General features: G+C 59.1%; 11 protein-coding genes. 6 read left to right on the top strand and 5 right to left on the bottom strand.

Translation table 11 applies throughout. The annotated features are described in order from the left end of the window. Nucleotides 1-40: 40 nt before the first annotated feature. Entirely contained in the window at nt 41-709 is a 669-nt protein-coding gene (locus IB252_RS09025; RefSeq protein ID WP_111452599.1) for a haloacid dehalogenase type II, read from the bottom strand. A gap of 459 nt (nt 710-1168) precedes the next feature. Further along, nucleotides 1169-2641, bottom strand: a complete 1473-nt coding sequence (locus IB252_RS09020; RefSeq protein WP_111452600.1) for an aldehyde dehydrogenase family protein — start codon at nt 2639-2641, stop codon at nt 1169-1171. Nucleotides 2642-2883: 242 nt separating this feature from the next. On the opposite strand from IB252_RS09020, the gene IB252_RS09015 reads away from it, so the two are divergent. Next, entirely contained in the window at nt 2884-3741 is an 858-nt protein-coding gene (locus IB252_RS09015; protein WP_192408249.1) for a GNAT family N-acetyltransferase, read from the top strand. 40 nt (nt 3742-3781) lie between these two features. Further along, nucleotides 3782-4495 (top strand): cupin domain-containing protein, encoded by a 714-nt coding sequence (locus IB252_RS09010; protein ID WP_192408248.1) that lies wholly within the window; start codon nt 3782-3784, stop codon nt 4493-4495. A gap of 74 nt (nt 4496-4569) precedes the next feature. On the opposite strand, the gene IB252_RS09005 is transcribed toward IB252_RS09010, so the two are convergent. From IB252_RS09005 to IB252_RS08995, 3 genes are all read right to left on the bottom strand, one after another. Further along, nucleotides 4570-5796 (bottom strand): RtcB family protein, encoded by a 1227-nt coding sequence (locus IB252_RS09005; RefSeq protein ID WP_192408247.1) that lies wholly within the window; start codon nt 5794-5796, stop codon nt 4570-4572. Between the two features lie 501 nt (nt 5797-6297). Then, entirely contained in the window at nt 6298-6513 is a 216-nt protein-coding gene (locus IB252_RS09000) for a TOBE domain-containing protein (RefSeq protein WP_192408246.1), read from the bottom strand. 136 nt (nt 6514-6649) lie between these two features. Continuing rightward, on the bottom strand, nt 6650-7912 hold the full coding sequence (locus IB252_RS08995; protein ID WP_225607385.1) for an OprD family porin: 1263 nt from the start codon (nt 7910-7912) through the stop codon (nt 6650-6652). A 266-nt stretch (nt 7913-8178) separates the two neighbouring features. Here IB252_RS08995 and IB252_RS08990 point away from each other — a divergent pair, with 266 nt between their 5' ends. The 4 genes from IB252_RS08990 to IB252_RS08975 all read left to right on the top strand — a co-directional run bounded on the left by IB252_RS08990 (nt 8179) and on the right by IB252_RS08975 (nt 14424). Continuing rightward, a complete protein-coding gene (locus IB252_RS08990; RefSeq protein ID WP_008145748.1) occupies nt 8179-9126 on the top strand; it encodes a LysR family transcriptional regulator in 948 nt (315 codons plus the stop codon). Nucleotides 9127-9217: 91 nt separating this feature from the next. Then, the gene (locus IB252_RS08985) at nt 9218-10021 is read left to right on the top strand and encodes a putative hydro-lyase (protein WP_192408586.1); all 804 of its coding nucleotides are present in this window, start codon (nt 9218-9220) and stop codon (nt 10019-10021) included. Between the two features lie 231 nt (nt 10022-10252). Continuing rightward, nucleotides 10253-11416, top strand: a complete 1164-nt coding sequence (locus tag IB252_RS08980) for a substrate-binding domain-containing protein (RefSeq protein WP_225607354.1) — start codon at nt 10253-10255, stop codon at nt 11414-11416. Beyond that, nucleotides 11404-14424, top strand: a complete 3021-nt coding sequence (locus IB252_RS08975; RefSeq protein WP_111452607.1) for an EAL domain-containing protein — start codon at nt 11404-11406, stop codon at nt 14422-14424. The genes IB252_RS08980 and IB252_RS08975 overlap by 13 nt, the downstream gene beginning before the upstream one ends. Nucleotides 14425-14487 lie beyond the last annotated feature (63 nt).

Below are 14487 nucleotides of genomic sequence, written 5' to 3'. Positions count from 1 at the left end.
ACCCGCCTATGCCAAATGAAGAATGCCGTTACCGTTCGACTCAGAGACCTACCAGCGCCGCCAGCCCACCAATATCGGCGATCTGTTGGTAGCCGTAGAAAGCATTGGCCGGGACTTCATGGCCACGGGCGACGAAGGCCTTGTTCTTGATCTTCATGTCGTGGGCCGACATCAGGTCATAACGGAAGCTGGAAGACACATGCAAGATGTCTTCCGGGCCACAGTTGAGGTTGTCGAGCATGTACTCGAACGCGGCCAGACGCGGCTTGTAGGCCTGAGCCTGCTCGGCGGTAAAAACCTTGTGGAACGGCGCGCCGAGCTTGTCGACGTTGGACATGATCTGGCTGTCGCTGGCGTTGGAGAAAATCACCAACGGGATCTTGTCGGCGATTTTCGACAGGCCGGCCGGCACATCGGGGTGCGGACCCCAGGTCGGCACGGCGTCGTAATACAGCTGACCTTCGTCACGGTATTCGATGCCCCAGCGCTTGCAGGTCCGCGCCAGTGCGGTTTTGAGAATCTCGTCATACGGCATCCAGTCACCCATGACCTGGTCCAGGCGGTAGGCCGAGAAGTCCTTGACGAACTGATCCATCTGCTCGGGCTTCACGCGATCGGCGAACAGTTCGCGAGTCATCGTGCCCATGTGGAAGTTGGTCAGCGTACCGTAGCAGTCGAACGTAATGAATTTGGGGCGAAGAAAGCTCATTGAGTGCGTTCCTGAAGTTCGTTGAGGTCATGGCGTGACAAGCATTCGCTCCGTTACCGAAGCTGTGATGCAGCGCTGCAGCACACCGTCATTACAACACTGTGAAATCAGCAGATGGCGTTAAAAGCGACCTTCGCTTGATACAAACCACCGTTTTAACGCCCGCCCTCAGCAGACTTTGCGGCGCGCACAAGCCTTGGGCAAACCCCGTATTTATGCGCTCTTATGGGCCTTTATAACCCTGCAAGGCCCAATCACGCACCGGTCTGCCGCAGAACCTGCGCCGGGCTGAACGAAAACGGGCGCTTACCGAAGTAAGCGCCCGTTTGGGTGGTGATCTAGAGGCTGCTGAAATCCTGTGGGAGCGGGCTTGCTCGCGAAGGCGATGTGCCAGGCAGCATTGATGTCGACTGACACTCCCTCTTCGCGAGCAAGCCCGCTCCCACAGGGGGATTTGTGTTACTGGACGATATCGATCAGCACACTCTTGAAGCGTAAATTGGCTTCGAACGCTTCGCGCCCCAGGTCCTTGCCGATGCCGGAGCGTTTGTAGCCGCCAGTCGGCAGGATGTAGTCGTTACTGCGCCCGTAACGGTTAACCCAAACGGTCCCCGCCTCCAGTCGCCGGACCAGACGCAGGGCGCGATTGATGTCGGCGGTGTGTACGCCCGCCGCCAAGCCGTAGGTGGCGTGCGCGGCCAGGTTCAGGGCTTGTTCTTCATCATCGAATGCCTGCACCGTCAGCACCGGACCGAAGATTTCTTCGCAGACGGCCGGGTTGTCATTGTCCAGCCCCGTCAGCAAGGTCGGCTGGTAATAAGCCCCGCCCAGACCTTCAAACAACCCGCCACCGGTCAGCACTTCAGCACCGGCCTGACGCGAGCGCTGGACGATGCCGTCGATGCGGCTGGCTTGCAGTCGGGAAATGATCGGCGACAACGTGCTCTCGGATGACCAGGTCGGCCCCGGGCGCAGTTCCTCGAAATACGCCTGCAAATGCGCGATAAACGGTTCCATGATCGAGCGCTGGATCAACAACCGCGAACCGGATACGCACACCTGCCCGGCGTTGCCGGTAATGGCCAGCGCCACGGTGCGCGCGGTTTTGGCGATGTCCGGTACGTCGGCGAATACCAGTTGCGGGCTCTTGCCGCCGAGTTCCAGTGTCACCGGTTTCGGCCCCACCAGCGCGCAGGTCGACATGATGCTCGACCCGGTCGCCGTGGACCCGGTGAACGTCACCTTGGCCACGCGCGGATGGCGACACAAAGCATCGCCCGTGACGCGGCCATCGCCCTGGATGACGTTGAAAATCCCCGCCGGAATGCCCGCCTGCAGCGCCAGTTCGGCAAAGCGCAGGCTGGAGAACGGCGTCAGCTCCGAAGGTTTGAGCACCACGGCATTACCGGCGGCCAACGCCGGGGCCACTTTCCAGGAGGCCATGCTCAAGGGGAAATTCCACGGTGCGATGGCGGCAATGACGCCGTAAGGTTCGGCGATCTGCATGCCCAGTCGATCGCTCTGGGTCGCCGCGACGTGGCCGCCATGCTTGTCCGCCAGTTCGGCGAAGAAGCGAATGCCTTCGGCGACATAAGGAATGTCCCAGGCGATCACATCTTTATGAGGCCGCGTCGAGCCCACGGCTTCCAGCGGAGCCAGAATGGCGGCGTCCGCCTCGATCAGATCGGCCCAGCGGCGCATCACCCGCGCCCGCTCCCGGGGTGGACGACTGGCCCAGTCGCTGCGACTGAACGCCTGCCAGGCATCCGTGACCGCTTCATCCACCAGGTCGGCATCGGCGATTGGCAACTGGGCATAAACCTGGCCGTCAGAGGGGCGCGCCACCTCAAGCCCGGGTTGTGCATCGCGGTACATTCCAGCAATGAAGTGAGCGCTGCGCACAGCAATAAGGCGGGGATCAAAGCTATCCATGGAGCACTCCAAATAAGGGACGACGCGTCGTGAACTCAGGCCTCCATCGTAGAAAAAAAGCCCTGGCATTTGCTGCCGACCTTGCGGTGCATTTAAGTAGTAAGTGTGGTCTGCCGGCCTCGGGCTTGCGGAATCTGCCGAATGCTTCAGCCCCCCTTGTCAGGCCTTCACACAGATGGGATACAGGCACCATCGCGCCGGAAATCCGGTCGCTCGCGCACACTGTCCAATGGAGACTCGCCATGTCCGCCTTGCAACGACCTGCTTATGTCTATCGGCCAATGACGGCCGCCGACCTGCCCTCGGCCCATGCCTTGTCCGTGGAGTTGAAGTGGCCTCATCGCCTGGACGACTGGGCGATGCTGCAACGGGTCAGCGACGGCTTTGTGGTGCTCGATGGCGAGCGTCTGATCGGCACGGCATTCGCTTGTCCCCAAGGCGGCTTCACCACCATTGGCCTGGTGATCGTCAGTGATGACTATCAGGGCAAGGGCATCGGCCGCAAGCTCATGGAACAGGCACTGGACGCCTGCCAGTCACGCACCCCGATGCTCAACGCCACACTGGCCGGCGCACCGCTTTACGCCAGCCAGGGCTTTGTCGAATTCGGCCGGATTCAGCAGCATCAGGGCAACGCCAATCCACCTGCACCCACCGCACTGGCCGACGGCGAACATTGCCGTGAACTGAACGCGGCGGATCAGGCTCGTGTGTTGGCGTTGGCCAATGCCGGCAGCGGGCTGGATCGCAAAGCGGTGCTCGCCGATCTGTTTGAGGTGGTCGAGCATTCGGTGGGGATCGAACGCGACGGCCAGCTACGCGCCTTCGCCTTGCTGCGCCCTTTCGGCCGTGGTCGTTGCATCGGCCCGGTGGTCGCCGAAAACCTCGAACAAGCCAAACACCTGATCGCCGTTCTGCTGGCGCAAGTGCCGGATACCTTCGTGCGAATCGACATCCCGGCAGACAGCGGCCTGGCCGAATGGCTCGATTCGGCGGGTTTGAAGCCGGTCGATACCGTGGCGCAAATGGCCAAGGGCACGCCGCCGCAAACAGCCAATGGCGTCCAGCAGTTCGCTGTGGTGACTCAAGCCATCGGCTGATCGCTATCCCTCACCGTCTTTTTTATGGAGCGTCACCCGTATGTCTGAACCTACCGTTCTGCTGTTGGCTCGCGCCGACGGCAGCCGCGTCACCACGTCTTTTACAGCAGCGTCTTTGGGTGCCTTCGATCCGTTCAAGGACGGTCGCCAGGTGGCCTACAACGGCCCGGATGGCGTATCAGCGGGCATCGTGCACATCAGCGGAACGCTCGATAGCGATGATTTTCCGCACACCGAAGTGATCGTGGTCCACGCCGGCCACGTCGTGCTGCAATCCGAGGAGCAAACGCTGGCACTGGGTGTCGGCGCCGGTGCCGTGATCGGTCGCGGTACATCACTGCGACTCCAGGCCAACGCTGATACGTACTGGGCCTTTTGTGCAGTCACCAGCCCCACCGCACCGCCGACACCCGGCCTCACTGCGCTCGACCCGCTGGACATGCTTTCGCCGTCGGCCGCACCGGAACCGCAGATTTTGATCGGACCGACGCCGCAGTGCCGCTCACACAATGCCTTCGAAGACGACGCCACCCGGTTGCGCGTCGGCGTTTGGGATTCGACACCGTACGAGCGTCACGCCCGGCCCCACAAACTCCATGAACTGATGAACCTGATCGAAGGCAGCGTCACCCTGCTGGCGCCTGATGGAACGAGTGTGGAGGTCAACACCGGCGACAGCGTGTTTGTGGCGTTAGGGGCACCGTGCGCGTGGAAAAGTACGCGGTATGTGCGCAAGTTCTATGCGGTGAAGTAGTGTCTTCCTGAGTGCGCGACAGTTTGTATAGGGCACGCTCCACTGCTGCGGCGATGAACGCGTGCCCCTTTTTCCTATCCTTTTACGCACACCACCTGACGCAAGGTGTGCAGCACTTCCACCAACTCGCGCTGGGCGTGCATGACATCGTCGATGTCCTTGTAGGCCATCGGAATTTCATCGATGACGGCAGCATCCTTGCGACACTCCACGTGGGCGGTTGCACGGATCTGGTCTTCGACGGTAAACAGGCTTTTCGCTTTGGTGCGACTCATGGTGCGGCCGGCGCCGTGGCTGCAGGAGCAGAACGACTCCTCGTTCCCCAGCCCGCGGACGATGAAGCTTTTAGCGCCCATCGATCCCGGAATAATCCCCAACTCGCCCTTCTTCGCCGATACCGCGCCTTTGCGGGTGACCAGAATTTCCTGACCAAAATGTCGCTCTTTCTGCACGTAGTTGTGGTGGCAGTTCACCGCTTCCAGCGCCGCCTCAAAAGGTTTGTTGATCACTTTTCGGGTCGCCTGAATCACCGCTTGCATCATCAATGCACGGTTTTGCCTGGCGAAATCCTGGGCCCAACCGACCGCTTCGACGTAGTCATCGAAATGCCGGCTGCCCTCTTTAAAGTAAGCCAGGTCACGATCCGGCAGATTGGCGAGGTGCTGACGCATATCCGCCTGGGCCATTTGAATGAACAGGTTGCCAATCGCATTGCCGACACCACGGGAACCGCTGTGCAGCATGAACCAGACCCGGTTGGTTTCATCCAGGCACACCTCGATGAAGTGGTTCCCGCTGCCGAGCGTGCCCAAGTGCCCACGGTTGTTGGTGTTGGCGAGTTTCGGGTACTTGTCGGTGATCGCCTTGAACCGCGAGTCCAGTGCCGCCCAGGCCCGGTCCGCCTCACGCGGAACGCTGTCCCAGGCGCCCTTGTCCCGAACGCCGCGCCCACTGGTGCGGCCATGGGGCACCGCCTTCTCGATCGCGCAACGCAAGCCATGCAGGTTGTCCGGCAAATCGCCGGCGGTCAGCGACGTGCACGCCGCGATCATCCCGCAGCCGATGTCCACTCCGACGGCGGCTGGAATGATCGCGCCGACCGTGGGAATCACGCTGCCGATGGTCGAGCCCTTTCCCAGGTGCACGTCGGGCATCACGGCTAGGTGCTTGAAGATGAACGGCATCCTGGCGGTATTCATCAATTGCTGTCTGGCTTCGTTTTCTACCGGGACGCCTTCGGTCCAGAGCTTGATCGGTTTGCCGTTGGCGATTTCCAGTAGTTGATAAGTATGGGCTTGCATGATTTTGATTCTTTTCTTTTGGCCGATTGTTCGGCGTTGGTCTGGCGCCTGGGGTGATAAAGGTCGGTGCAATTGCATTGGCGGTCGCCTGTTGGGAAAGGTATAGCCGCCGACGTGCCAGTTTTGATTTTCCTACGTTGCGGAAGAAAGGGACACCTGAAACAACCGCCGACACTTGTCTCCTGTCAGCACCGATAACAGAAACGCCGCTCAGTGAGCGTAATGCTGTTCACTTAAGACATTCTTCAGTCGAGCTAGAGCCTGTGGCGAGGGGATTTATCGGAATGCCGCACCACCCCGTTCGGCTGCGAAGCAGTCGTAATCCAGACAACTTAGTCTGTCTGAAAAGACGCTGGGGCCGCTTCGCAGCCCAACGGGGCGGTGCGACGTTTCGCTAAATCCCCTCGCCACAAATGTGGGCGCCGCGCTTAAGTGGACAGTATTACGCTCACTGAGCGGCGTTTTTTGTGAGTTCTACTGAAGTGACGAATAGGCACCCTTTCAGAGCTTGGCGATCGAGACTTCGGTGGATTTGACGAAGGCAATCACCTCGCCACCCACTTTCAATTCAAGATCGCGCACTGAACGGGTGGTGATCACCGAGGTGACGATGCCGGAGGCGGTTTGCACATCGATTTCGGAGACCACTTCGCCTGTCACGATTTCCTTGATGACACCCTTGAACTGGTTGCGGACGTTGATCGCTTTGATGGTCATGAAGAGGCTTCCTGTCTGATGTCGAATACATCCGCACGGATGTGCAGGCCTTCAAAATGAACCTCACGAATCAATATTAAAAGGAATAAATATCGATTTGCTTATTTCTGCATCGAATATCAAGTCCGCCCAGCCTCTACCACAGCGCCACGGTATAGCTGACGATCAGGCGGTTCTCATCCAGGTCATTACCGAAGTTCGAACGCACTGACGCGTTGCGCCATTTAAGACCCAACCCTTTCAACGAACCGTCCTGCACCACGTAAGCGATATCGGTGTTGCGCTCCCATTCCTTGCCCTCACCCGGCGCAGTGCGTTGCACATTGTCGCCAGAGATGTAGCGCGTCATGAAGGTCAACCCCGGCACACCGAGTGCGACAAAGTTGTAGTCGTAGCGTGCCTGCCAGGAGTGCTCGTCGATGTTGGCGAAGTCACCGATCTGCACGAAGTTGACCAGGTACGGGTCGCTGCGCCCGATATACGGAAACGGATCGTCGCCGCTCATGCGCTGATAGCCAACGCCCAGCGCATGACCACCGAGGCTATAGGTGAACAACGCACCGAAGGCCTGGTTGTCGATATCACGAAAGTTGCCGTCTTCGGTGCTGCGTGCATAGCGCACGTCGCTCTTGAGCGACTGGCCTGAGCCCAGATCCAGCGTGTGCACCAGCCCGAGGTAATTTTGCTGGTAGATGTTTTCCAACTGGCCGTAGCGGTACTGCGCGGTCAGGTTCGGCAGGAACTGATAGTCCGCCCCGGCAAACTGAAACTTGTCGCTTTGCCCGCCAATGCGGTTGGCGGTCATGTCCTGATAGTCGGTGGAGTCGACGAAATTGATCTGCGTGAGCTGACCGGCCGTGAGCTTCAAACGATCGATTTCCTGCACATTCACCAGGCCGCCCTTGAACGTGCTCGGCAACAGGCGGGTATCGTTGGAGTTCACCACCGGGTCTTTGATCTGCAATGTCCCGAATTTCAGGGTGCTGTTGGACACGCGCATTTTGCCCGTCAGGCCTAACTCGCCATAGCGATCCTGCGAGCCGCCGGATAAATCCGGTGGCAACAGATTGGTACCCGCCGTACCGCCACCGGAGTCCAGTTTGAAACCGGCCATGCCCAAAACATCCAGGCCGAAACCGAACGTGCCGGCGGTGTAACCCGACTCCATCCGCAACAGAAAACCTTGCGCCCATTCCTCGGCCTTGTCCCGCGAACCGTCCTGGCGAAAATCACGGTTGAAGTAGAAGTTGCGCGCTTCCAGGCTGCCTTTACTGTCCGCCACGAAATCCGCCTGAGCGGCCGGTGCACAGAGCAGGCTCAGGCCGAGCAATGTGCCAGCCGGGGCGTACCCCTTGAATGGGCGGGTGCGCCCCGCTTTTGAAGGCACGTGGACAGTCATGATTTTTTCCATGGAAGAGGTTCCTGCGGCAGCAAACGAAGATGACGGACACACCTCATTGTTTTTTTGTGAAGGCGTTGTCGTGGGGGGCGGACGCAGCGATCTGCGTCGTGGGGCGGATTCTTCGTGCAGGGGTAGAACGGCGTCAAACGGGAAAAAGACGAGGTTATGCATAAGAAAATTTGATGCCCGCGATGGCGGACTCTGGAGTAACAATTGCAACTCGCCCCTTCATTACAAGAGCCATAAGCGCCAAGGGAACCGCCATGAACCTCAAATTCCTCGAAACCTTCGTCTGGGTCGCCCGCCTGCAAAGCTTCAGCCTGACCGCCGAGAAAATGTTCAGCACACAGGCAGCGATTTCCAGCCGGATCGCCGCGCTGGAAGACGAATTGGGTCTGCGCCTGTTCGTGCGCGATTCACGCGGAGTGTCGCTGACGCCAGAAGGTCTCAAGGTGCTCGACTACGCCGAGCAAATGCTCGAGGTTCAGCGTGCGCTAAAACACTCGCTGGACAACACCAGCCCGCAGCAGGGATTGGTGCGCATTGGCGTGATGGATACGGTGATTCACACCTGGCTCAGCCCGTTGATGTCGACCCTGATGCAGACCTTCCCTGCCGTGGAAATCGAGATCACTGCCGACGCCGCGCGCAATCTCTGCGAGCAACTGCAAAAGGGCTATCTGGACATCGTTTTCCAGACAGACCTGATCCGCCACGAAAGCGTGCGCAACCTCGAACTGGCGCACTATCCCATGCACTGGATCGCCGCCAGCAACTCGATCTACGCCCGACCTTATGCCTCGCTCACCGAGATGGCCGGCGAGCGCATCATCACCTTCGTCAAACATTCACGACCGCATCAGGATGTGCTCAACCTGTTGCACGCCCATGGCATCGGCGCACCGCGTGTCAGTTGCGTCAACTCGGTGTCGGCCATGACCCGGCTGATTCGTGACGGCTTTGGTATTGGCGCCTTGCCGGCGGCGCTGGTGGCCAAACCCCTGGCCAGCGGCGAGTTGATCCAGCTGGACCCCGGCAGCCGTTTGCCGCAACTGGACGTCGTGGCCTCGTGGCGCGCGGGGGTCGGACTGGAACTGATCGAGAACATCGTCGAGATGAGCCGCCAGGTGGTCTGCCAATACGCTGCGGATGTCGGTCCGTTACTCATGGTGGCGGCACCGGGCCTCGACAGCCGACTGCCCCCTGAATAACTTTTAGTTGTCTGGGGGCAACAACATTCCTTGTTGGACGGCATCACCACGGTTTTCTAAAAAGGCTCAACGAACCTGCCGAGACGCCATGATGAATCAACCCGCCCTGTCCTTCGAACAACTGCAGCGCAGCACTCCTCTGGCCCTGCGCCAAAGCATCGCCGCCGGGCACTATCAGGGTCACACCAGCGGCTTGGGCCAAGGCCGGGTGCAAGCCAATATCGTGATTTTGCCCAGTGACTGGGCCAATGAGTTTCTCAGGTATTGCACCCTCAATCGTCAAGCCTGCCCGCTGCTCGACATTACCGAACCGGGCGATCCTTATTTCCGCCATCTCGGAGCAGCCATTGATATTCGCCACGACGTGCCCCGATACAGGGTTTATCGCCATGGCGAACTGAGCGAAGAACCGCTGGATATCGAGCATCTTTGGCAGGATGACCTGGTAGCCTTCGCCATCGGCTGCTCGTTCTCCTTCGAACAACCGTTGCTGGATGCCGGCATCCCCCTCAAGCACATCGATCTGGGGCGCAATGTCGCCATGTACCAGACCAACATCGACACGCGCCCCACCGCACGCCTCGGCGGCAAGCTGGTGGTGAGCATGCGGCCGATGAAAGCCGCTGCCGCCATCCAGGCCATTCAAATCACCGCACGCATGCCCAATGTCCACGGCGCTCCCGTGCACATCGGCGATCCGTCGCTGATCGGCATCCACGCGCTCGACACCCCGGACTACGGCGACGCCGTCCCCATTGAAGCTGACGAAATACCGGTGTTCTGGGCGTGCGGTGTGACACCTCAATCGGTGGTGCAGGCCTCACGCCCGCCACTGTGCATCACCCACGCCCCCGGTTGCATGCTGGTGACGGATTTGTACAACAGCGCTTTGTAAAGGCGTGGGTATGCTTGAGTTCAGTGGATTGTGCCGAAGCCTTGTAAAACCACTCAATGTAGTCAACGATGCAATTGGCCTTCGTCCCTTGTTTTGTGCCATGGACCCTGTCCCGTTTCCTGAATGTTCAGGACTAAAGTTCGCGCACTTTACTCACAAAAGACCGGATGACAGCAGAACCGACTATCCTTTCGGACAGTGAACGCTGCACTCTTGGCAAAAAGGGACGCCATGCCAGACTTTGATCGCGCCATCGACTCCAGACCCGGGCTACTCTGGATCGCTTCAATTACGGTTTTCTGTCTTTTCACCGCAACGCCCGGATTCGGCCAGAACCTGCCAACCACAGTGGGTGTCGAAAACGCCACGGTTACGGTGATTCAAGCGCAGGAAATCGTTTCCAGGGCCACCCTCGAAGCCGTTCGCTGGAGCGGCCCTGAGTCCGGCCCGCAAGCCCTGCCGGGCAAGAGCATCGCCTTTGTCGCAGAAGATTTGCGTAACGGCGGAATTGTCGGTGTCGCGCAGGGTACTCGCGAGGCTGCCAAGGCGATGGGCTGGACCCTGAAGATATTCGACGGCGCTGGATCATCGGCCGGACGCGCCAAGGCCTTTTCCGATGCCCTGGCAGCGAAACCCGACGGCCTCATTCTGTGCGGCTCCGATGCCCTTGAGAACAATGCCGCACTGATCCTCTTCGCCAACAGGGATGTGCCGGTGGTTGGCTGGCACGCCGGGGCACGGCCCGGGCCGATTGACGGCACGCCGGTGGCCATGAACGTCACGACCGACCCGCTCGAAGTGGCTCGCCTCACGGCCATGGCGGCGGTGGCACAGTCAAACGGACACGCCGGCGTGGTCATCCTGACCGACTCCAAGTACAGCATCGCCATGGCGAAAGCCAAGGCCATGGAAAACGTCATTCGGGCCTGTCAGGAATGTACGTTACTGGAAGTGCGCGATGTCGCGATCTCCGAAAGTGGCGAGAAGATGCCGGCGATCACCAAGGAGCTGCTTCAGCGCTATGGCAAACGCTGGACCCATACGCTGGCTATCAACGATATCTATTTCGACTACTCGATTGCCTCATTGACCAACGCCGCAATACCCAGCGACGGCATCAGTCTGTTGTCTGCCGGCGATGGCAGCGCTTCGGCTTTCTTGCGCATCCAGGCAAAAACCTACCAGACCGTCACCGTGGCCGAGCCGCTCAACCTGCATGGCTGGCAAGTGATGGATGAATTGAACCGGCTGTTTGCAGGTCAGCCGGTGAGCGGCTTCGTCGCGCCGATTCACCTGGTCAATGCCGACAATATTGCCTTCGACGGCGGGAAGAAATTCCAGTACGACCCTGACAATGGCTATCGAGACATCTATCGCCACCAATGGAATCCATGACATTGGACGTTATTTCCCGGCTCGGACGCCGGCTATTGCCGCAATCGCTACGCGCACAGTTCACACTGGCGTTTCTGACGCTGGCGCTGCTGATCCTGGCGAGTGGTGCAACGGCGGTCTACGCCGTGCGCACGTCAAACAACGCCACCCGCCAGCTGACGGATGAACGACTGGTCCGCATGCAAGATGGGCAAGACATGCTGCAGCGTACCTTGCTGATCGAACGCCAGACTGATCAGCTACTGACAACCCGCTCCCCCGACACCCTGCGTTCAAGCTATGCGGCGACTGTCGAACAGCTTGAAGCCCTTGATCAACTGGTGCAGCAGCTGACTGCCGCGAACAGTGGCGTGGCGATACTCGACATGCATCAGTCGAGTCAGATGTTCCGCAATACCGCCAACATCGTTGCTCAGCTGCGAGAAGGCCTGCTGCAAACCGAGGTCACCTTCGAACAAACCATGGAGGATCACACCGCCCGGTTAACCGCGACTCAGACCCAGGCCAGCCTCGAACTGGCGGTGTTACTTTTCGATCTGCCGCAAGCTGTTGACAGTGATGCCGTGCAACGGCTGCGGATCCGATATGAGCGCCTGTCACGCACCGCAGGCCAGTTACCCGGCGCGGATGTGAAGACACCTGATCTCTTCTCCCTGCGCCTGAAGCTCATCAATCAGCACAACGTCATACAGCGCTTCAATGAGGAACTGAAGAATGAGGCTGGGGTTCTGGTCGCGGTGGCCCGTGCGCAATCCAGCGCTTACACCGAAGACTATCGCGAAGCCCTGCAGCGCCTGGTCGAAGCCTCAAATCGTAGCCAGCAATGGGTGCTGATCATGCTGGGCGCCAGCCTGGTATTCGCCTGGTTCGTGACCCGGGTCTTCATGGGCCGTCATGTGCTCATGCGTCTGAATGAAATTAGCCGGCAATTGCGTCAGGAACACACTGACAAAACGCATTTGATGATGGCAGAACATGGGAAAGACGAGATCGGCAACATGGCTCGCGCGGTAAATCAATTCCTCAAAGACCGACTTCAACTGGAAAAAAGAACGGTCCAATTGAGTATCGCCACAGAGCGGCTCGCCCTGCAAAACAGCCGACTGGAGCAAGAAGCCGTGATCCGTGCCGGACAACGTCATGTCCTGGAGCTGATCGCCAGGAGCACCGAGCTGGCAGAAGTCCTCGACAGCCTGGCTCACCTGGTGGAGTCCCAGTTGAAGGGGATGATGGTGTCCATCCTGGTGCTGGATGAGGATGGCAAACACCTGCTGCACGGGGCGGCCCCCAGTTTGCCGAAAGCCTATAACCAGCTCATTGACGGGATTGCAATCGGTCCGAACGTCGGTTCATGCGGCACCGCGGTGTATCGACGAGAACCGGTCATCGTCACGGATATCGAGCTGGATCCGCTGTGGGAAGCGTACCGTTCAGCCGCTGCGCCCTATGGATTTCGAGCCTGCTGGTCGACGCCGATTCTGTCCCATGAGCGAAAGGTATTGGGGACGTTTGCCTTGTATTCCAATACCGTACGCAGCCCCAGCTCGGCCGAGACGCGACTGATTGACATGGCGACACCGCTTGCCGGTATTGCGATAGAACGCCAGCTTACCGAAAAGCGCATTCGCTATATGGGCGACCATGACGCACTGACCGGGCTGCCGAATCGCACACTGCTCGAAGACCGTCTCAAGCAGGCAATGCTTTATGCCCAGCGCTACGACCGCCTGGTGACGGTGGTGTTTCTCGATCTGGACAAATTCAAACTGGTGAATGACAGCCTTGGACACAGTGCTGGAGACGAACTGCTGAAAACCGTCGCCCAGCGCATGCTGGAGTGCGTACGCCGCACCGACACCGTCGTGCGACTGGGTGGCGACGAGTTTGTGATCATCCTGTTCGACCAGCCCTCAGACCTCGACGGCGTCACTCCAGCCCTGCACAAAATCCAGGAAGCCATCCTGCGACCGATTCAACTCAGCGGGCATACACTCCACGTCACCTGCAGCATGGGGTTGGCCACCTACCCTGCCGACGGCAGCGATACCGACACGTTGCTCAGCAACGCGGATGCCGCCATGTACCGGGCCAAGGAACTGGGTCGCAACAGTTACCAGTTCTATACGAGCGAGATGAATAACAAGGTTCAGGGCAAGCTCGCCATGCAAGACGGGCTTCGAAACGCACTCAACCATGACGAGTTCCTGCTGCTGTACCAGCCACAGGTGGATTTGCAGTCAGGCCAGATTATCGGCGTAGAGGCACTGATCCGCTGGCAGCACCCCGAACTTGGCATCGTGTCTCCAATCAAATTCATTCCGCAGGCCGAAGAAACCGGGTTGATCGTGCCCATCGGCGACTGGGTGATTCATGCCGCGTGCAGACAGAACAAGGCCTGGCAGGATGCGGGCTGGCCGCCGATTACCATGTCAGTGAATATTTCTGCACGCCAGTTCGTCGAAAGGGACCTGATCGACCGGGTGATGCATGCCTTGCAAGAAACCGGGCTGGACCCGATGTACCTTGAGCTGGAGCTGACCGAAAGCCTGATCATGCAAGACCTTCAGCAAGCCATCAGCAAAATGAAGGAACTGCAATCAATGGGGATCAGCCTCTCGATCGACGACTTCGGCACTGGCTACTCCAGTCTCGCAGCATTGAAAAGCTTTCCGATCGCGAGACTCAAGATCGACCAGTCTTTCGTGCGCGACCTGCCCGACAACGAGAACGACAAAGCCATCGCCACCGCGGTGATTTCGTTGGGGCACAAACTGAACCTCAAGGTCATTGCCGAAGGTGTCGAAACCGAAGAGCAGCAAACCTTCCTGCGTGAAAACGGCTGCGATGAGATTCAGGGCCACTTTTTCAGCAAAGCGGTCAGCGCAGAAGAAATCAGCCTGTTACTGCGTACACCCCGGTTGCCTCAACCGAGCCGCATTGCGAGCCCTGGCTCGGTCAGGCGAAAACGCGATGTAAAACGCCCAAGCAGTCCAATGCCGGGGCATTAATACTGCGCAGGCCATTAGCGGACGTTCGGCCTACATCCGCTTTTGATGCAAACTTGCCATTCG

Source organism: Pseudomonas sp. PDM10, from assembly GCF_014852295.1.
Taxonomy (GTDB): domain Bacteria; phylum Pseudomonadota; class Gammaproteobacteria; order Pseudomonadales; family Pseudomonadaceae; genus Aquipseudomonas.
Note: the sequence above shows the minus strand (reverse complement) of the source record. Positions and strands in the feature narration are given on the sequence as shown.

Bases quoted from the DNA above. Each gene is read 5' to 3' on its own strand.
- IB252_RS09005 (WP_192408247.1), bottom strand. From the start codon at position 5,796: ATGCAAGCCCATACTTATCAACTACTGGAAATCGCCAACGGCAAACCG.
- IB252_RS09020 (WP_111452600.1), bottom strand. From the start codon at position 2,641: ATGGATAGCTTTGATCCCCGCCTTATTGCTGTGCGCAGCGCTCACTTC.
- IB252_RS08990 (WP_008145748.1), top strand. From the start codon at position 8,179: ATGAACCTCAAATTCCTCGAAACCTTCGTCTGGGTCGCCCGCCTGCAA.
- IB252_RS09000 (WP_192408246.1), bottom strand. From the start codon at position 6,513: ATGACCATCAAAGCGATCAACGTCCGCAACCAGTTCAAGGGTGTCATC.
- IB252_RS09015 (WP_192408249.1), top strand. From the start codon at position 2,884: ATGTCCGCCTTGCAACGACCTGCTTATGTCTATCGGCCAATGACGGCC.
- IB252_RS08995 (WP_225607385.1), bottom strand. From the start codon at position 7,912: ATGACTGTCCACGTGCCTTCAAAAGCGGGGCGCACCCGCCCATTCAAG.
- IB252_RS08980 (WP_225607354.1), top strand. From the start codon at position 10,253: ATGCCAGACTTTGATCGCGCCATCGACTCCAGACCCGGGCTACTCTGG.
- IB252_RS09025 (WP_111452599.1), bottom strand. From the start codon at position 709: ATGAGCTTTCTTCGCCCCAAATTCATTACGTTCGACTGCTACGGTACG.
- IB252_RS08975 (WP_111452607.1), top strand. From the start codon at position 11,404: ATGGAATCCATGACATTGGACGTTATTTCCCGGCTCGGACGCCGGCTA.
- IB252_RS08985 (WP_192408586.1), top strand. From the start codon at position 9,218: ATGAATCAACCCGCCCTGTCCTTCGAACAACTGCAGCGCAGCACTCCT.
- IB252_RS09010 (WP_192408248.1), top strand. From the start codon at position 3,782: ATGTCTGAACCTACCGTTCTGCTGTTGGCTCGCGCCGACGGCAGCCGC.